The organism is Nocardia sp. NBC_01503, from assembly GCF_036327755.1.
Classification (GTDB): Bacteria; Actinomycetota; Actinomycetes; order Mycobacteriales; family Mycobacteriaceae; genus Nocardia.
Genome location: NZ_CP109596.1, coordinates 5,121,763 through 5,138,832, shown reverse-complemented (window position 1 = coordinate 5,138,832; position 17,070 = coordinate 5,121,763). Strand labels below are relative to the sequence as shown.

Genomic DNA, 17,070 nt, shown 5'->3' with positions numbered 1-17,070 from the left:
CTGAGACAATCTACTCGATCGTGTTAGGATGCGACAGTTCCGGCGGCAAGCGGTCGCCGACGAGGAGATCGATTCAAGGGGGCCGCGGATGGCGGACGACCAAACCGGTTACGACACAGCGATCGAGCCGCAACCCGGACAATTCCAGCAGATCGTGCGGCTGCTGCTCGCGGAGTTCACCGCTTGGGCGGGGCCCCGGCTCCACCGGGCCGGAAAACTCTTCCTCGCCGAGCTCGTGCGCGGCGTAATCGCCTTGGCCGCACTGGGTTTCGCGCTCACCGCGGCGGCATACGGCACCGTCTACTTCTTCCGCTTCCTCACCGAACTGCTGGCGCAGTGGATGCCGCGCTGGGCGGCGCTGCTCACCACCTCCGGCCTCATGCTCATCCCCGCCGGACTCGCCGCCCTCTTCGGACTCCGGCAGCTCCATCGCATGCGCAGCGTGCGCGCCACCGCCACATTCGCAGCTCAGGCGAGCAGCGCCACCCGGGCCTTCGTCCGCCGAAATCGTCATGGCGGCAACGAGTTCCGACCATACGGTCGCATCGAGAAGGAATAGCCTCATGCCCACTGCCATCATTGTCGCCGTCATCGTCATTGTCGTCCTCGGTGCGCTCGGCGCGGGTGTCATCGCGCTACTCATGCGCGGATGGACCAGGGATGTGCTGGCCGGGAAGGGTTTCCGAACCCAACCGCTGTCCTCGGATCGCATCGACGAATACCTGGCCGACAAAGGCACTTTCACCGTCACCGCCACTCGCGAGTTCGCCGCACCGCCGGCGAAGGTGTGGGATGCGTTGCAGCTCAACGGAACCTTCTCCTGGCTGCCCCTGGTCAATGGCATTCACTACCAGGACGAGGCCCGCCGCGAAGGCGCGCTGCGCATCTTCGACGGCACGCTCTTCGCGGTGCAGGAGCGGGTGGTGACCTTGGCGCCGCATCAGCGGATCACCACGAACGGCACCACGATCTCACTACCTGTTGTCGTCAAATCCTTTGTGCAGGATCTGCGACTCACCGAGACCGCGAACGGGACCGAACTGGCCTGGACCATCGCCTTCCGCCCGCGCATCGGCGCCTTCCTGCCGCTGCGCTGGGCCGCCCCGTTCGTCCGGCCCTTCGCCTCCTACGCGCTCAAAGGACTCGCCGCTCGCCTCTAACGCTCCAGTTTGCGCGCCAGATAATCGTCGATACGGGACAGTACGGCCGGGCGGGCGAGGCGGGCACGCAGTCCGGTCAGCCTGTCCGGCTTGATGACTCGCGCCGCCAGGCGCGCACTGCCGGGCGATACCCTCGCCGCCAGATACAGCGCCCGCGCCTCGATGGGCGTGGGCACCACGGCGGGATTGCGCGCGGCCACCCGCACGATGGTGCGCGCGATACTCTCCGGACCGTGCACCACGAAGGGCTCGGCGAGCGCTGGGACACGCGATGCGCGCGCGATATCCGCCTCGGCATCGAACTCATCGGCGCTGTCCTCGTAGATACCGGTGTGCACCAGTGCCGGACATACCGCGGTCACACCGACGCCGGTGCCCGCGAACTCCAATCGCAGTCCCTCGGTGAGCATTTGGGCCGCCGCGCGACTGGCGCAGTACGGCGTGCCGAGCGGAATCGGAGTGAAGGCCGCCACCGAGGTGACATTGATAATGCGCCCGCCGCGCCCGGACTCCACCATCTGCCTGCCGAAGTGGGTGCAACCGTGCACCAGCCCCCAGACATCCACCCCTAGCAGGCGCTCCCAGTCCCGCAGGGTGTGCTCCAGAAATGGTCCGGCCGTGCGGTATCCGGCATTGTTGACCAGCACCCGGGGTATACCGAATTCGGTCCGCACATCCTCGGCGAAGGATTCCATGGCGGCCGCGTCGGACACATCCACCGCGTAAGGCGTTGCGTCACCGCCGAATGCCTCGATGGACTCCACGGTCCGCACCGCGCGCGCCTTGTCGATATCGGCCGCGACGACCATGGCCTTCCGACGCGCGAAGCGCTGCGCCACGGCGCGGCCGATGCCCGCACCGGCGCCGGTGACGACCACCACCTGATGCTCGAAGCCTGACATGAGGATCCCCTGATTCCGCGGCCGCCGCGCTGCGTTCACATGCGTCTGCTGTCCCAGACAGAGTACACTCCGACGCATCAGCGGAGGAGCGGACCAGCAGATGAAACCCTTCCACCCGGAGATCGCCGTGGTGACCGGTGCGGGCAGCGGCATCGGCCGCGGCACCGCCAAGGCCCTGGCGGCCCGCGGGGCCACCGTGATCGTCGCCGATATCAACTTCGCCACCGCGAAAGATACTGCGGCGCTCATATATTCGTCGGGTGGACGGGCATTTCCGTACGCCCTCGACGTCGCCGATCCGGTCTCGCTGGTGGCACTGGCCGAGTACGTTCGGAGCATGCACGGCGTGCCCGATGTGGTGGTGAACAATGCCGGAATCGTGGTCGGCGGACCATTCTTCGACATCCGACCGGCAGACCTGCAACGAATCGTCGATGTGAATCTGACCGCCGTCGTGCACGGCTGCCGCCTCTTCGGCGCGCAGATGGCCGAGCGCGGTGCCGGCGGTCAGCTGGTCAATATCTCCTCGGTAGCGGCCTTCGCGGCCATGCGACTGGGCACCCCGTACTGCTTCACGGCGGCCGGGGTGAAACATCTGAGCCAGGCGCTGCGAGTCGAACTGGCGCCGCACGGCATCGGAGTCACGGTGGTGTGCCCCGGACTCATCGCCACCAACCTGGCCGCCACCGCCACCCTGGCCACGCTCAGTACCGAACAGGTCGCCATCACCCGGCAGATCGTGGTCAAGGGGATGACCCTGCTCGGTATGCATCCGGACAAGGCCGGGCGCAAGATCGTCGAGGCCGCGGCGGCCGATCGCGCCATGCTGCCGCTGCGATTGGAATCGCGGCTGATCCACTACTTCACCCGCGCCTTCCCGAACTTCACCCGGGCCCTCATGCGGGCCGGCAGCGGACCCGAGGTGGAGCGGGCGGCGCGCTTCGTCATCGACCATCCCGGGTTCGTCGGCGTCGCGCGCGAGGCGGCCGAGTTGATGCCGCAACGCCCCGGTTTACAGACCTATTGGGAACCACCGGAATACGATGATCCGCCATCGCCGCCCATCCCACCGAGGAGATGAATCATGGACCGGAGAGAGCCCATCCCGGCCGAGCCGCCCACCCGCCGGAATCTGCTGATCGTGGTGGCCATGGCGCTCACCGTGATCGCCGCGCTGATCGCCGCCGCGGCCGTGGTCGCGGGCTGAGCAGTCCCGGCAGACCGGAACCGAGTGTCCCATGCCGTCTCAGACGGTTGGTCAAACAGCCTCTCGCGCAGCGCTTCCGGCGCTCTCCGCATCGAGGCCGACCAGTTCGTCGAAGCGCGCCACCACCTTCTCGTGGTACATGCCGAACAGATCCTCGAACAGCGACAGCTGCGCCTCGGACGGACCGCTCCCGGACTCCCACACCGCCAGCAGGGCGCGCCAGACCAGCACGTGCATATCCGGGGACACCGCGAAGATCGCTCGTACCGCCTCGGGCACCTCGAAGAGCATCTCGCCCACCGAATTCAGCACCGCGCGCCGCATACTGTGCCCGAGCTCGGTGAGAAGGTCTCGGACCAGGCCGATTTCGATCTCGAGCAGGAGGGCGTAATCGGGTTCGGCGGCGCGCGCGAGAGATTCGAGCTCGTCGACGGTCCCGTGCAGGGCGCGGGTATCGGCCCCGGATTCCAGCTCGGTGTAGTCCAACAGCGCCTCGAGTACGATGGCGCGTTCGGTGGCGACGATATCGCGGAACATTTCGGCGGCCAGCTCCGGCTCGGGCATCGAGAGGCGGAACAATCTTCGGTAAACGTCCAGGCCACCGACCCTGCGCACATCGCGGACGGTGAAGCCGCGACCGCGGTGCGCGTCGACGAGTCCATGGGACTCGAGCCGTCCGAGCACCAATTGCGCTGTGGCCCGGTTCATCCCGAACTCCTCGGCGACCTGGCGCACCGACGGCATCAGATCACCCGGCGCGTACACCCCCGTGGCGACCCTGCGCGCGAGCTCGTCGGCGACATCGGCGACGACCGTCCGGGCACCCATCTGTCACCTTTCCACAACTTTCGGATACGTCCCAGACAGTTTATGCTCTCGTATGCCAAACTGCACGTGCGCGCACCCGCACCGTCGCGTGCCGCGCACACAATGAGGTGAGCACATGACCGAGCGGCGAACCAGCAGTCGTTCAAGGGGTACCGGCGGCACGCCGCCGGTTCGGACCGCGGTTCGCAATGCCAAAATCGCGTCACTGCCCATCGCATTCGCCGGGCGGCAGGCGGCCGGGGTCGCCAAACGGGCGCGCGGGAAATCCTCGGCCGAGGTCAATCAGGACATCCAATTGCGCACGGCCCAGCACATTTTCGAGGTGCTCGGCGAGCTCAAGGGCTGCGCCGCCAAACTCGGACAGCTGCTCGCGCTGTACGAACTGGCACTGCCGCCGGAGTTGGCCGAGCCGTATCGGAGAGCGCTCGCCCAGCTGCAGGACTCCACACCGACCATGCTGCCCGGCAGCGTGCACGCGGCCATGGCCGCGGAGATGGGCGCGAGTTGGCGCTGGCATTTCCGGGAATTCGACGATCGCCATGCCGCGGGCGCCTCCATCGGGCAGGTGCATCACGCGGTGTGGCGGGACGGCCGCCAGGTCGCGGTGAAGGTCATGTATCCGGGTGCGCATCAGGCGGTGCTCGGCGATCTGGAGCAGCTGCGACGGCTGTCGATACTGGCGACGGTGTTCGTGCCCGGGGCCGATGTGCCCGCGGTGACCGAGGCCATCTGCACCAGCGTGGCCGAGGAGCTCGACTACGCGGCCGAGGCCGAACATCAGCGGGTATTCGCTGCCGCCTTCGCCGATGATCCGGATTTCGTTGTGCCCGAGGTGATCACCCAGCGCGGGGATGTGATCGTCAGCGAGTGGCTGCACGGGACACCGGTGACACGGATCATCGAATCCGGTGCGCCACAGGAGCGTAGCCGGGTCGGGATGTTGATTCTGCGGTTCCTGCTGTCGTCCTGGGCGCGCACCGGACTGCTCTACTGCGATCCGCATCCGGGGAATTTCCGGGTGCTGCCGGACGGGCGGCTCGGTGTGGTGGATTTCGGCGCCTGTGTGGCCTGGCCGCAGGACGGATTCACCGAACTGGTCATCGAGGTGGTGGAGACCGCGCTCAATGGCACCGTCGCCGATCTGGATGCGGCGCTGCGGCGGCACGGGTTCGTCGAACCCGGCCGCTCCTACGATGTCGAGGCGATTGCCGAGGGTATCGCGGTGGTCACCGAACCGCTGGCGCAGAACGGCTTCCGTTTCACCAACGACTGGCTGCGGCGGCGGGTGCGCTATGTGATGGATCCGCGGCTGAGCAATGCGCATCGGCAGATGACGATTCCCGCGTATGTGACACCGTTCGCGCGGGCGCTGCTCACCGCCATGGGCGTGCTGTGCGCGCTCGATACCGACGGGCCGGTGCGCGGTGAGTTCGCGCGCTGGTTCCCGCAGTTGGCCCCGGCGTTCGAGCGCTATGACAATCACCGGTCCCAGCCCACCGATCTCGGGCTGGTCCGCCGGTTGCGGGCCGATCCACCGACCCGGCGGTTCTCCGTGGTCAGCTGAGATCGCAGGTCATAGGGTCACCCGGGGCCCGGCATAGAACGGCTCTATGTATCCATCGATTCATGGCCGGTACCGGGGAGTTTGCGTACGGCAGATGCTGGATTCATGACCACATTGACCTTCCGCCCCAGCGCAGACGCCCAGTCACCTGTTGTGGAGTCGCGGGCGGCCGCGCCGTCGCGCCGTGTGGTCCAGCCTGCGGGTGCGCCCGGCGACGCGCTGCGCGGGCTCGCACCCAACTGGTTCGCCGTGGTGATGGGCACCGGCATCATCGCCAATGCCGCCGCCACCCTGCCCCTGCAATTTCCCGGTATGCGCGGCTTCGCCACCATCGTGTGGGCACTGGCCGCACTGCTGCTGGTCGGACTCTCAGCCGCCTGGGTCGCCCACTGGCGGCGGCACCCCGAGGTAGCCCGCTCGCACGGTGCCAACCCCGTGATGATGCAGTTCTACGGCGCTCCCCCCATGGCGCTCATGACCGTCGGCCTCGGCACCCTACTGCTCGGCGGCGATGTGATCGGCATGTCCGCCGCGGTCACCATCGACTGGGTGCTCTGGAGCGCGGGCACCGTCCTGGGTCTGATCTCGGCCTGCGGCATCCCCTTCCGCATGATCACCCGCCACAGCTTCGACGCGGACGCGGCATTCGGCGGCTGGCTCATGCCCGTCGTACCCCCCATGGTCTCGGCCGCCACCGGCGCGATGCTCATCCCCCATACCCCCGCGGGCCAGCCCCGGATGACCCTGCTCTTCGCCTGCCTGGCCATGTTCGGACTGAGCCTGATCGCCGCCTTCATCACCATCACCATGATCTGGTCCCGGCTGATGCATCACGGCCTCCCCGCCGCGGGCATGGTCGCCACCGTCTGGATCGGCTTGGGCCCCCTCGGCCAATCCGTCACCGCCGCAGGCCAACTCGCCAATGTCGCCGATACCGCCCTGCCCGCCCGCGAGGCCGCCGGACTGGACGTCTTCGCCCTCGTGTTCGGCGTGCCCACCTGGGGCTTCGCCATGCTCTGGCTCGGTATCGCGATCGCGGTGACACTCCACGCCCGAAAGGCCATGTCCTTCAACATGACCTGGTGGGGCTTCACCTTCCCCCTCGGCACCTGCGTCACCGGCAGCACCGTCCTCTACGCCCACACCGGAGCCATCCTCTTCGCGGTGGTAGCGGTAGCCCTCTTCGCCCTGCTGCTCACCGCCTGGATCGCCGTGGCCGCCCGCACCGTGCACGGGGCCCTGCACGGCAACCTGCTGCGCCCCGCCGCCTGATACTCCGGTCCGATGCGCGGGTAGTACCCCGGTCCAATGCGTTTGCGGGACCGGGGTTTCTACCGTCGGACCGTGCGTACCCCAGCCTTCGTCATCCCGATCTGCGCAGTAGCGATGCTGCTGTCCGGCTGCTCGACCGGCACGGTCGAATCCTCCGCTCAACCGTCGGAAACCGCTCGTGTGGACAGCGTGCGCGGCGATCTCGACGCATTGATCCGCTCCGGCGCGGTCGGGGCGCTTGCCACGCTCACCGGTAACGGTGTCACGACCGTCCTGTCCGCCGGTCTCGCCGATATCGCCGCGCGGTCGCCGATTCCGACCGATCGTCCCCAGCATGTCCGGGTGGGGAGTATCACCAAGACCTTCACCGCCGCGATCGTGCTGCAACTGGTGACCGAACACCGGGTCGATCTCGATCGGCCGGTCGAGGCCTATCTGCCCGGTCTGCTCGTCGGCGACGGGATCGACGGGCGGGCCATCACCGTGCGCCAGCTGCTGGGTCATCGAAGCGGGCTACCCGAGCCGATCGAACCCGCGGGGCTGAACGAGTACGAGGCGGCGCGCGGCGGTGTCACCTACACCCCCGCGCAGGAGATCGCCCTCGCCCTACGGCGACCCGCGCGGTTCGCGCCCGGTGCCCGATTCGAATACACCAATACCAACTACCTCGTCGCCGGGATGTTGATCGAAGCGGTGACCGGGCGCCGCTACACCGATGAGCTGCGCGATCGGATCGTGACCCCGCTCGGCCTGTCCGAGACCTACCTGCCGGGCACCGGGGAAACCGGCCTGCGCGAACCGCATCCGATCGGCTACGCCACCGTCGAGGGCACCGTGACCGACGAGACGATGATGGAGCCGTCTATGCCGTGGACATCGGGTGCGCTGGTCAGCACGGGAGCCGATTTGAATCGCTTCTACGCCGCGCTGCTGGATGGCCGGGTGGTGTCACCGGCCCTGCTACCGCAGATGCTCGACGGCGTCGATATGGGCGAGGGTGCCGGGATGTCGTATGGACTCGGCATCGGATACACCCAACTGCCATGCGGCGCACAGTTTGTCGGCCACCTCGGTGGCGTCCAGGGCTTCTCCGCGATCGCCGGCGCCACCGCGTCGGGCAGGGCGATCACCTACTCCTACACCGGCACCGTCGCCGCTCCGGATCTCAGCGCTCTGCTCACCCACGCACTGTGCGGGTGAGCGCAGCGGCATTCACCCGGTCAGTGGCAGATCTTGGTCGCGATATCGGACGGGACGCCGATTTCGGTGCAGCGCAGGGCGCTGCCGAGATCCACCGGTTTCCAGCCGCCGTCGGCTGCCACGTAGTGGAACAGCACCTGGGCTCGGTTGACGGTGTTGTCATGGGTTCCGCTGTGCGCCATGGCCCAGTCACCGGAGCAGTCGATCTGGTCTTCCAACTCGATCGGCTTGGCCAGGCGGGACTCTATGTCGGTGCCCTTCAGGGCCGCGAGTAGGACCGATTTGGAGACCGGGCAGACGGGTGGGGCGGTGCCGGAGTTCGGATCCGTTGCCTGGGTGGGGAAGTCGCGGTCGGGGGTTACGGTGTGGTTGTCCGAGCCGAGGGTGAGGGTGACGACCACCGGGCCGCCCGACGGGCAGCAGCTGGCGTCCTGGCCCGCAAGCCAGCGATATTGGATCTGGACGCTGCGGTCGGAGGAGCCGACCACCGTGGTGTAGGCGGTCCAGTTCTTGGTGGCGGTGCCGAGATAACCGGCGTGGTTGAAGAGCATCACCTGCCAGGGCGAGCTGGCGGTGCCGCGCGGGGTTCCGGCGAGTACCCACAGCAGGGTGGGGCAGGAGCCGACGGCGGCCTCGGTGCCGCTGTCGGCGTAGAAGCCGTCGCCGCCGACATTGGGGCCGAGTCTGCCCAGGGCGGCGGTGACCACCGGGGAGTTCAAATCCACGCATCTGCCGTTTCCGGCGGTGGCTGGAGCATCGTTGCCGGTGGGTTGCGTAGTGCCCGGGGACTGCGGTGTGGGCTGGGTGGCCGACGGCTGAGCGGAGCCGGGCGGGGCCACCGTGACCGATGACGACGCCGACGATCCACCCGGTGCGGGCGTGGTCCCATCGTCCTGGCAGGCCGTCACCAGGGTGACCGCGGCGACCGCGGCGATGATGCCGATCATGCGTCTCATATGCGTCCTCTCGACTCGGCACTACCCAGTCTGTCGCGTCCGGGGCGAAAGGCGTTGCAACCCCGAAAGTATGGGCACGGCCGACCGGTACCGGCGATCCGCCCGCTACCTATTTTTATGAAACGGACATCTTCCAAAAGGTTGCTGGGCTAGGTTCGCCTAGGCCGGACAATCGGCTTTTGGTTATCGGAGGACACTGTGGAATTTCTAGGCTCCATCGCCGGGCTCGCCCAGATGGTCATCGGCACCATCCTCGCCAACACCGGATCGGGTGGTTCCGGCTCCGGCTGGTGAACGCGACCGTTCGGCTCGCTTCGCGGCGAGCCGAACGCTTTCGGATCGATTCCGGTGCGGGCGGCGGAGATCGATGGGGCCGAACAGAAGTCACCTCCGCAGCGCACGGTGAATCGAATTCCCCTGCGGCCCAATCGACCTTGGAACCCAATACCGGCTCCTGACGCCCGGTCGCCGCGGGTGCGGATCTCCCCGAGGGCGGCACCGTTGCCTTCGATATCGGCGCGGTCAACGAATTCATCAGGCGTGCCAACGGTATCGCGGTCGGCGTCTCCGGCGTCTACACCCATCAGGGCCGCAAACTCCGGCTGGACGCACCCGCCGATCGACTGCGCCGCCCCTGCCACTCCACCTCCTTCGCCACCGACGGACCAAACCCTGAAGTGACATAACAAGTCGGTGACGGTGTGCGCTCGCGCGTCTCGCCACGGCGCCGGAGAACGAATGCAAACGCAAGATGGTCTACTAGGCTGGGCAGTAACAAGATGGAGGGAGAGCCTGTGCCACTCCACCGTTTTCGATCATCGGCGGGTGCGTGTCTCATGGCCGCGCTGATCGTATTGATTCCGGCGTGCTCCTCCTCCACTACGCCCAATGGCACACCCGTACCGGATACGCCGGTGACACCGGCCATCACCGTCACCCCGGCGCAGGGTGCGGGCGATGTGGATCCCTCGGCCCCCGTCGAGGTGAGCACCGCCAGCGGCGTACTCACCACGGTCTCGCTCACCAATGACGAGGGCCGGGTCATCGACGGCACCTTCACGCCCGATAAGACGGCGTGGAAACCGAATGTCCAGCTCGGTTACGGGCGCACCTACACGCTGAAGGCCGAGGGTATGGCCGTCACCGGTCTCACCGGACCGGTCACCTCGACCTTCACCACCATCCAGCCCGCCAACCAGACCAAAGTGTACCTGAACACCACCGGTGGTGAGGCGCTGGCCGAGGGCGGCACCTACGGGGTCGGCACGGTGATCGTCGCGCACTTCGACGAGGACATCACCGATCGCGCCGCCGCGCAGAAACGCCTGATCGTCAAGGCCGATCCGCCGGTCGACGGGGTCTGGTACTGGATGGACAATCGTAATGCGCACTGGCGGCCGCGGGACTACTACCGGGCGGGCACCAAGATCAGCGTGGCCGCGAACATCTACGGCGTGCAGGTCGGGCCGGGACTGTTCGGACAGGAAGACAGCAGGGTCAACTTCGTCATCGGTCCCGCGCACGTCTCCATCGCCGATGACAACACCCATATGGTCGATGTCTTCGAGAACGGCAATCTGATTCGCTCCATGCCCACCTCCATGGGGCGCGGCGGCTCCGAAACCATTGCGGGACGGACGATTACCTTCTGGACCCAGCCGGGCGTCTATACGGTGATGGACAAGGCCAACCCGGTCATCATGGACTCCTCGACCTACGGGCTGCCGATCAATTCGCGGCTCGGTTACAAGGAGGCCATCGGCTGGGCCACCCGCATCAGCACCGACGGCATCTATCTGCACGCGCTGGACTCCACCATCTGGGCGCAGGGCAGCCAGGACGTCTCACACGGCTGCCTCAACCTGAGCTCGGAGAACGCGCGCTGGTTCTTCGATTACGCGCTACCGGGTGATGTGGTGGAGGTACGCAATACCGGCGGTGCGCCGCTGGAGGTCTGGCAGAACGGCGATTGGGGCGTGCCCTGGGACGAGTGGGTCGCGGGTAGCGCCAGGTAACCGTCTACGCCGCGGTCACATCATGACCGGTTTCGACACCTGGCGCGCCGCGCCCCCGGCATCGGACCGACAGCGCGGGACTCGCTGAGCGGGACACGCCTTCCAATCCGGGTCGGCGTGGGCGGTCATGTTCCACAATGAGGCCGTCGCCCATCGAAAGGTCGTGCCGATGAAGAGCACTCGCATCGTGCTGGCATCGCGTCCCACGGGTATGCCGCAGCCGGAGAACTTCCGGACCGAGACGATGGAGTTGGAGCCACCCGGGCCGGGACAGGCGTCGTTGCAGACGCTGTACCTGTCGCTGGATCCGTATATGCGCGGCCGCATGAGTGACGCGCCCTCATATGCACCGCCCGTGGAGATCGACGAAACCATGTGCGGGGCAACGGTTTCACGGGTCATCGAAGCCGACGATCCGGCGCTGCGGCCGGGTGATGTGGTACTGGGGTACGGCGGCTGGCAGACGCATTCGGTCGAGTACACACGGTATCTGCGCAAGCTCGATCCCGCCGCCGCACCGCTCACCACCGCACTGGGCGTACTCGGCATGCCGGGCTTCACCGCGTACTCGGGCCTACTCACCATCGGTCGGCCCGCACCGGGTGAGACCGTCGTGGTCGCCGCCGCCACCGGTCCGGTCGGCGCGACGGTCGGTCAGATCGCGAAGATCAAGGGCGCTCGCGCGGTCGGCATCGCCGGTGGCCCGCGCAAGGTGGCGCTGCTGCGCGAGAAGTTCGGCTTCGATGCCGCCATCGACCATCGCGCACCGGATTTCGCCGAACAATTGGCCGCCGCGACCCCGGACGGTATCGACGTCTACTTCGAGAATGTCGGCGGCGCGGTGCTCGACGCGGTGCTGCCGCGCCTCAACAAATTCGCCCGCGTCCCGGTCTGCGGCCTGGTCGCCTCGTACAACGACACCGAACTGCCGCCCGGCCCGGATCGCATGGGCCTGCTCATGTCGCTGATTCTGCGCAAGAGCCTGACCGTGCGCGGTTTCATCCAGACCGAATTCCTGGACCAGTTCGGCGAGTTCCATCCCGATGTCGCGGGCTGGATCGCGCAGGGGCGGCTCACCTATCTCGAGGATGTGGTGGACGGCCTGGACAACGCGGTCTCCGCGTTCCAGGGTCTGCTGACCGGGACGAACCTCGGGAAGTTGAGTATCAAAGTCTCGGATTGAACTGTGCCGTAATAGTTTTCACTTCATGGCTGTGACATACGGTCGCAGCCCGAGGGTGATGTCCACGCACGCCCCGAGCAGCACATCGCGTTCGGTGGCGTCCGGGGCGCGCCGCAGCATCAGCCGGGTGCCGAGAATGGGCGTGGCCAGCGGCTGCCCGGCGCGATCCCACCAGATATAGGTCTCGTTCAGATCGTTCGCGATCTGCCCGAGCGTCCAACCACCCGCGGTGCGCACCACATCGAGGCGGCCGAACTCCGCACCCATGCGATCGAGAATCCGCAGCCGGAAGAGTTCGGGAGTCCTGGGGTCGTCGGCCGGAACGAAATGCAGCAGCGTTCCGGCGGTGGCCCCCACCGCCGTGGAGGTGTCGGCACGCTCGATGGCGCCGATGGCTGTGCCGTCTTCGCGGCTCAGCACGGTCGGAGCGCTATCTTTGGACCGCACCCACACCACCGAGCCATCGGCATAGGTGATCCGGTGCCGACCCGTCCCCCCGTTCTTGAATCCGAAGAGTACGGCCATCTTGCCGCCGAGCCCGTCCCCCGCCCCCTGCACGCCGACGGCCAGCGGGTCCCCCGGTCCGGATTGGAAGGTGATCTGCAGGGCATTGGAGACTTTGTGGACGACCCGACCTTCGATCATCATCGAGGCGCCCCGCGGGGCTGACATTGGTCGATGGTAAGCCCGCGATCATGCGCGCAGGCACGGTTTCAGCGGGCGGGCCCGCGCGATACGGCGGTCACTTCCCGCCGGGATGACCGATGACGGCCAGTGCCGTGGTCCAGTCCGCGGCGATGGCACCCTGCGCATCGGTGAGCGCGACCTTGCCGGAGCAGATCAGACTGTGCAACTGGTTCTCCACGCGGTCCTTGGGATTGGCGGTGCCGCCGCCGGCCTTGTGGTCCGGGGACGGCGGTTCCACCCAGAGATTGCGCGGATCGTTCGGGTCGCCGCCCAGCTCGAGCGAGATCAGATGGTCGTACTCGGCATCCCTCGGATCACCGGTGTAGCCGTAGGACTTGATATTCGCCTCCTTCTCGCGACCGGTGATATTCGAGTTCGGCCGAATCGAGGCGGTATAGCCGGACTTGCAGATGGTGTCGGCCAGATTGGCGGCGGTCACGTTCGGGTTGGTCGCCCCGGGAGTACACACCGGGTCCGGAAGTGGTTGCCCATCAGAGGTTTTGCCGAAATGGCAGGTGCCCGGCGCGGGCTGGGCCTGCACGGTGTACCGCCCCGGGCCAGAACCGACCGGTACGGTCACTTGCTGCAGCTTCGCCGACGGCCCCGAAACCACCTGTGCCGCATGGTTCGCCGGATGAGTCGAACACCCCGCCGCCACCCCCAGGGCCAGCAGAGCGGTGATCAGCCCTTTGTACGCGTTCATAACAATCCTCTGATCCCACAGCGGAGACTCCAATTGTGCGCTATCCCTTGGGAACACGCGCAATGACGACATGCAGGGCTCCGCTAGCGGTCGAATGGTCCTACCAAACGGGGTGCGTTCCGCCGAGATAACCTCGACCGATGCGGAACTGTGCTCGCGCACAGCACAATTCGGTGACTCATGCCCGAGAACGCTCGAATAACCGCTGAATCGGGACGAATCGATCGCGGAACTATGTCCGTATTGTGCACGGCAACAATTCTGGACGGTACGATCACTTGCCATGAACACCCCGAACACCCTGCCCGGAGGGTTCGTGGCACGCGCCAGCACAGCACTGCTGGAGCGCATCGACGATGTGGTCGACCGGGTAGCAGCGGAAATCGAACGGGCCGAACCGGTCTACGGCAGTCTGCACGCGGTGACGCCGGAGGACCTGCGGCGCGCCAACCGCGCCAACCTCGAATCCATCCTGGGCCATCTGGCCGGACGCCGCGAAGCGGGTATCGCCGCCCCACGCAGCACCGGCCATCGCCGAGCCGAAACCGGTGTCCCGCTCCCCGCGGTACTGCGCGCCTACCGCATCGGCTCCGGTGTGGTCTGGGACGAACTACTCGCCATGGCCGGGGACGATCCCGTGGCCAGCCGCGAACTCCTCGATATCGCCTCCCATGTGTGGAAGCTGGTCGACGACTATTCGCAGGCGCTCACCGACGGATATCAGGAGACGGTCGCCGAACAACTGCGCCGCGATGCCCGCGCGCACGATGCCGCCCTGGACGCCCTGCTCTCCGGACAGGTGGACGGGGCCCGACTATGGGAGTTCGCGCGCACGCTCGGCATTCCCGCACAGGGCTCCTATGTGGTGGTCGCCTCCACCACCGGCACCGCGGCCTCGGAGGCACTCCCCGGGGTGGACAAGGGCCTGTCCATGCTCGGAGTCTCCTCGGCCTGGCGGGTTCGGGCCGACAGCCATATCGGAATTATCGCTCTCACAACACGTTTCACCGAACCCCGACTGCGGGCGCTGCTCGCCGAACGCAGCGTCGGCCGGGTCGGGATCAGCTCGACGTTCGGCACCCTGGTCGACGCCTCGGCAGCACTACGGCAGGCCGAATTGGCCTGTGCCGCAACGCAGCCCGGCTCCCACCAGGTACTCGGCTACGACGATGCGCTGATTCCGGTGCTGGTGGCCGGATCCCCCGAGGTCTCCAGCGCCCTGGCCCGCTCGATCCTCGGTCCGATCCTGGCTCTCCCAGAACACGATCGCGAGGTCCTGCTGGAAACCATGCGCACCTGGTTCGAGGAGGACGGCGAGGTCTCGGCCGTAGCGGCCGCCCTCTTCTGCCACCGGAACACCGTGCGCTTCCGCATCAATCGGGTAGCCGAACTCACCGGCCGCCGCCTCACCGAACCCCGCGCCGCCACCGAAATCCACCTGGCACTGGAGGCCCGCCGCATCCTCGGCGACCCCGCGACGGCGCACTGAGACAGTCTCATACACCTGCGGTGGCCCGAGTCCCGAACTCGGGCCACCGCTTCCGGACCGGCCTCACCCCGTCATCCCGGCGCGTCTTTGGCCGGGCTCCACACAGGTTATGGCCCACCAGGTTTCAATGGATCCCGGCCAAAGGCGCGCCGGGATGCAGGCACCAGGATGACCGGGTTGCGGGCGCCGGGACGCCGGGGGCGTAAGTTCATGCCGCACGGCTCAGGGAGTCAGTTTCGTGGCGATCGCCGCGGGTATCGAAATGCCGCGGCGCTGTATCGCCGCGGTGCAGGCCCGCACCAGCGGATCGCCGGGAGTGCCCAGCAGACAGACGATTTCGCGGCTCAGCTCCGGTCGCAGGCGACGCAGGGCGGCCGGGAGTCCGGCGGACACGGCCGTCGTGGGGACCAGGGCTATGCCGACACCGGCGGCGGCCAGTTGTGCGGCGGTGGCGGCCTGGCGGGTACGCATGGCGACGGTGAACTCCACCTCCCGGCGGGCGGCCTGTGCGTCCAGCCAGCCCGCCAGACCATTGTCGGGGTGGTAGTGGATGAGCGGTTGATCGCGCAGTTGCCCGAGCGTGAGGTGATCACGATCGGCCAGTGGATGATCGTGCGGCAGTACGGCCACGATCTCCTCGACGCCGACCACCTCGGTACCACCGGTCCAACGGCTCGGCCGCGGGCCGATAGCGAGATCGACCGCTCCGGAATCGATCAGGCGCGCCAGTTCGTCAGCGCTGGTCGTCTCGGTGAGCGCCAAGCGCACCAGTGGATTTCGGCGCAGCCAGCCGCGCAGGACCGGCGCGAGCAATCCGGCGGTCAGACTCTCGGCACAGGCCAGGCGCAGTTGCCCGCCCTCGCCGCGCGCGGTGGCGCGCCCGCCCGCCACGGCGCGGTCCACGGCGGCCAGCGCCAGCCGGGCATCGGCGAGCACGCTGCGGCCCACCGCGGTCGGCCGGACGCCCCGGGGCAGGCGCTCCACCACCGGCGCGCCGATCTCCCGCTCGAGGGCGGCCAGCTGATGCGAGAGCGCGGGCTGGGACATATGCAGGCGCGCCGCCGCCTCGGTGATCGATCCGGCATCCACCACGGCGACGAGGGCTTCCAGGGCACGCAGAGTTGGCATTCGTGAATTCTATGGGTTCCATGGAAAACCCTCAGATCACGACGGGATGATCGCGGCGAGCCGCAGCGCTGATCGGGGTATGACAACACTCGACAACAAGACCCTGGTGATCATCGGCGCGAGCTCCGGCATTGCCGCGCGAATCGCCGCCGATGCCACCGACCAAGGCGCACAGGTGATTTCGGTCGGCCGTCCCGAAGTCGATCTCACCGAGGAGAAGTCCGTTCGGGCGCTGGCCGAACGCGTCGGCGAACTCGACTATCTGGTGACGCTCGCCGCGGACCATGCCAATGGCCCGGTCACCGAATTGGATCGCGATGCGGTGCATCGCGCCTTCGACGCCAAGGTCATCGGCCCGATCCTGCTCGCCAAGCATTTCGCGGACCGCTTCCGCCCGGGCGGCGCCATGCTGCTCTTCTCCGGCGTGGCCGCCTGGCGCCCCGCGCCCGGACGGGCTGTCATGGCGGCCACCAATGCGGCCGCCGCCACCCTCGCCGAGGCCCTGGCCGTCGAGCTCGCACCGCTGCGCGTGAATGCCCTCTCCCCCGGCATCGTCGACTCCGGCGCGTGGGACGGGCCCACCAAGGAAGCCTTCTTCGCCGCGGTGGCGGCGCGAAATCCGGCCCGCCGCATCGGAACTCCGGCCGATATCGCCGCGGCGGCCCTGCTGGCACTGACGAATCCCTTCTTGACCGGCACCACGCTGCACGTGGACGGTGGTGGGCGCCTGGCCTGACGCGAACTCGGAACAGAATCTCCAACCGAATGGTTGCAAA

17 protein-coding genes are annotated in these 17,070 nt (G+C 67.4%); 11 read left to right on the top strand and 6 right to left on the bottom strand.

The features are described 5' to 3' along the window. Window positions 1-88: 88 nt before the first annotated feature. Window positions 89-559 (top strand): phage holin family protein, encoded by a 471-nt coding sequence (locus tag OHB26_RS23180; protein ID WP_330179364.1) that lies wholly within the window; start codon window positions 89-91, stop codon window positions 557-559. A gap of 4 nt (window positions 560-563) precedes the next feature. Further along, window positions 564-1,160 carry an SRPBCC family protein gene (locus OHB26_RS23175; RefSeq protein ID WP_330179363.1) on the top strand — a complete coding sequence of 199 codons (597 nt, stop codon included), beginning with the start codon at window positions 564-566 and terminating at the stop codon, window positions 1,158-1,160. Here the strand turns inward: OHB26_RS23175 and OHB26_RS23170 are convergent. Beyond that, window positions 1,157-2,062, bottom strand: a complete 906-nt coding sequence (locus OHB26_RS23170; RefSeq protein WP_330179362.1) for an SDR family NAD(P)-dependent oxidoreductase — start codon at window positions 2,060-2,062, stop codon at window positions 1,157-1,159. The two genes, OHB26_RS23175 and OHB26_RS23170, sit on opposite strands and share 4 nt — an antisense overlap. Before the next feature lie 100 nt (window positions 2,063-2,162). Here OHB26_RS23170 and OHB26_RS23165 point away from each other — a divergent pair, with 100 nt between their 5' ends. Together OHB26_RS23165 and OHB26_RS23160 are read left to right on the top strand one after the other, a co-directional pair. Next, complete coding sequence (locus OHB26_RS23165) at window positions 2,163-3,143, top strand: SDR family NAD(P)-dependent oxidoreductase (RefSeq protein WP_330179361.1); 981 nt, start codon at window positions 2,163-2,165, stop codon at window positions 3,141-3,143. Between the two features lie 3 nt (window positions 3,144-3,146). Then, entirely contained in the window at window positions 3,147-3,269 is a 123-nt protein-coding gene (locus OHB26_RS23160) for a hypothetical protein (protein ID WP_330179360.1), read from the top strand. Window positions 3,270-3,320: 51 nt separating this feature from the next. On the opposite strand, the gene OHB26_RS23155 is transcribed toward OHB26_RS23160, so the two are convergent. Beyond that, complete coding sequence (locus OHB26_RS23155; protein ID WP_330179359.1) at window positions 3,321-4,097, bottom strand: GntR family transcriptional regulator; 777 nt, start codon at window positions 4,095-4,097, stop codon at window positions 3,321-3,323. A gap of 115 nt (window positions 4,098-4,212) precedes the next feature. Between OHB26_RS23155 and OHB26_RS23150 the strand changes: the two genes are divergently transcribed. From OHB26_RS23150 to OHB26_RS23140, 3 genes are all read left to right on the top strand, one after another. Continuing rightward, window positions 4,213-5,661 carry an ABC1 kinase family protein gene (locus OHB26_RS23150; protein WP_330179358.1) on the top strand — a complete coding sequence of 483 codons (1,449 nt, stop codon included), beginning with the start codon at window positions 4,213-4,215 and terminating at the stop codon, window positions 5,659-5,661. A gap of 105 nt (window positions 5,662-5,766) precedes the next feature. After that, window positions 5,767-6,933, top strand: a complete 1,167-nt coding sequence (locus OHB26_RS23145) for a TDT family transporter (protein ID WP_330179357.1) — start codon at window positions 5,767-5,769, stop codon at window positions 6,931-6,933. 72 nt (window positions 6,934-7,005) lie between these two features. After that, the gene (locus OHB26_RS23140; RefSeq protein WP_330179356.1) at window positions 7,006-8,133 is read left to right on the top strand and encodes a serine hydrolase domain-containing protein; all 1,128 of its coding nucleotides are present in this window, start codon (window positions 7,006-7,008) and stop codon (window positions 8,131-8,133) included. A gap of 20 nt (window positions 8,134-8,153) precedes the next feature. Here the strand turns inward: OHB26_RS23140 and OHB26_RS23135 are convergent, their stop codons facing one another. Continuing rightward, on the bottom strand, window positions 8,154-9,089 hold the full coding sequence (locus OHB26_RS23135) for an LppP/LprE family lipoprotein (protein WP_330179355.1): 936 nt from the start codon (window positions 9,087-9,089) through the stop codon (window positions 8,154-8,156). A gap of 836 nt (window positions 9,090-9,925) precedes the next feature. On the opposite strand from OHB26_RS23135, the gene OHB26_RS23130 reads away from it, so the two are divergent. Then, window positions 9,926-11,104 carry a L,D-transpeptidase gene (locus OHB26_RS23130; RefSeq protein WP_330179354.1) on the top strand — a complete coding sequence of 393 codons (1,179 nt, stop codon included), beginning with the start codon at window positions 9,926-9,928 and terminating at the stop codon, window positions 11,102-11,104. Between the two features lie 169 nt (window positions 11,105-11,273). Continuing rightward, the gene (locus OHB26_RS23125; protein WP_330179353.1) at window positions 11,274-12,287 is read left to right on the top strand and encodes an NADP-dependent oxidoreductase; all 1,014 of its coding nucleotides are present in this window, start codon (window positions 11,274-11,276) and stop codon (window positions 12,285-12,287) included. 18 nt (window positions 12,288-12,305) lie between these two features. Here the strand turns inward: OHB26_RS23125 and OHB26_RS23120 are convergent, their stop codons facing one another. Both OHB26_RS23120 and OHB26_RS23115 read right to left on the bottom strand, forming a co-directional pair. Then, entirely contained in the window at window positions 12,306-12,959 is a 654-nt protein-coding gene (locus tag OHB26_RS23120) for a hypothetical protein (RefSeq protein ID WP_330179352.1), read from the bottom strand. A gap of 70 nt (window positions 12,960-13,029) precedes the next feature. Next, a complete protein-coding gene (locus OHB26_RS23115) occupies window positions 13,030-13,677 on the bottom strand; it encodes a hypothetical protein (RefSeq protein ID WP_330179351.1) in 648 nt (215 codons plus the stop codon). 283 nt (window positions 13,678-13,960) lie between these two features. Between OHB26_RS23115 and OHB26_RS23110 the strand changes: the two genes are divergently transcribed. Further along, window positions 13,961-15,166, top strand: coding sequence for a PucR family transcriptional regulator (locus OHB26_RS23110; RefSeq protein WP_330179350.1), 1,206 nt, complete (start codon window positions 13,961-13,963; stop codon window positions 15,164-15,166). Window positions 15,167-15,388: 222 nt separating this feature from the next. Here the strand turns inward: OHB26_RS23110 and OHB26_RS23105 are convergent, their stop codons facing one another. After that, the gene (locus tag OHB26_RS23105) at window positions 15,389-16,294 is read right to left on the bottom strand and encodes a LysR family transcriptional regulator (protein WP_330179349.1); all 906 of its coding nucleotides are present in this window, start codon (window positions 16,292-16,294) and stop codon (window positions 15,389-15,391) included. A gap of 79 nt (window positions 16,295-16,373) precedes the next feature. On the opposite strand from OHB26_RS23105, the gene OHB26_RS23100 reads away from it, so the two are divergent. After that, the gene (locus tag OHB26_RS23100; protein WP_330179348.1) at window positions 16,374-17,030 is read left to right on the top strand and encodes an SDR family oxidoreductase; all 657 of its coding nucleotides are present in this window, start codon (window positions 16,374-16,376) and stop codon (window positions 17,028-17,030) included. Window positions 17,031-17,070 lie beyond the last annotated feature (40 nt).

Bases quoted from the DNA above. Each gene is read 5' to 3' on its own strand.
- OHB26_RS23180 (WP_330179364.1), top strand. From the start codon at position 89: ATGGCGGACGACCAAACCGGTTACGACACAGCGATCGAGCCGCAACCC.
- OHB26_RS23175 (WP_330179363.1), top strand. From the start codon at position 564: ATGCCCACTGCCATCATTGTCGCCGTCATCGTCATTGTCGTCCTCGGT.
- OHB26_RS23170 (WP_330179362.1), bottom strand. From the start codon at position 2,062: ATGTCAGGCTTCGAGCATCAGGTGGTGGTCGTCACCGGCGCCGGTGCG.
- OHB26_RS23165 (WP_330179361.1), top strand. From the start codon at position 2,163: ATGAAACCCTTCCACCCGGAGATCGCCGTGGTGACCGGTGCGGGCAGC.
- OHB26_RS23160 (WP_330179360.1), top strand. From the start codon at position 3,147: ATGGACCGGAGAGAGCCCATCCCGGCCGAGCCGCCCACCCGCCGGAAT.
- OHB26_RS23155 (WP_330179359.1), bottom strand. From the start codon at position 4,097: ATGGGTGCCCGGACGGTCGTCGCCGATGTCGCCGACGAGCTCGCGCGC.
- OHB26_RS23150 (WP_330179358.1), top strand. From the start codon at position 4,213: ATGACCGAGCGGCGAACCAGCAGTCGTTCAAGGGGTACCGGCGGCACG.
- OHB26_RS23145 (WP_330179357.1), top strand. From the start codon at position 5,767: ATGACCACATTGACCTTCCGCCCCAGCGCAGACGCCCAGTCACCTGTT.
- OHB26_RS23135 (WP_330179355.1), bottom strand. From the start codon at position 9,089: ATGAGACGCATGATCGGCATCATCGCCGCGGTCGCCGCGGTCACCCTG.
- OHB26_RS23130 (WP_330179354.1), top strand. From the start codon at position 9,926: ATGGCCGCGCTGATCGTATTGATTCCGGCGTGCTCCTCCTCCACTACG.
- OHB26_RS23125 (WP_330179353.1), top strand. From the start codon at position 11,274: ATGAAGAGCACTCGCATCGTGCTGGCATCGCGTCCCACGGGTATGCCG.
- OHB26_RS23120 (WP_330179352.1), bottom strand. From the start codon at position 12,959: ATGTCAGCCCCGCGGGGCGCCTCGATGATGATCGAAGGTCGGGTCGTC.
- OHB26_RS23115 (WP_330179351.1), bottom strand. From the start codon at position 13,677: ATGAACGCGTACAAAGGGCTGATCACCGCTCTGCTGGCCCTGGGGGTG.
- OHB26_RS23110 (WP_330179350.1), top strand. From the start codon at position 13,961: ATGAACACCCCGAACACCCTGCCCGGAGGGTTCGTGGCACGCGCCAGC.
- OHB26_RS23105 (WP_330179349.1), bottom strand. From the start codon at position 16,294: ATGCCAACTCTGCGTGCCCTGGAAGCCCTCGTCGCCGTGGTGGATGCC.
- OHB26_RS23100 (WP_330179348.1), top strand. From the start codon at position 16,374: ATGACAACACTCGACAACAAGACCCTGGTGATCATCGGCGCGAGCTCC.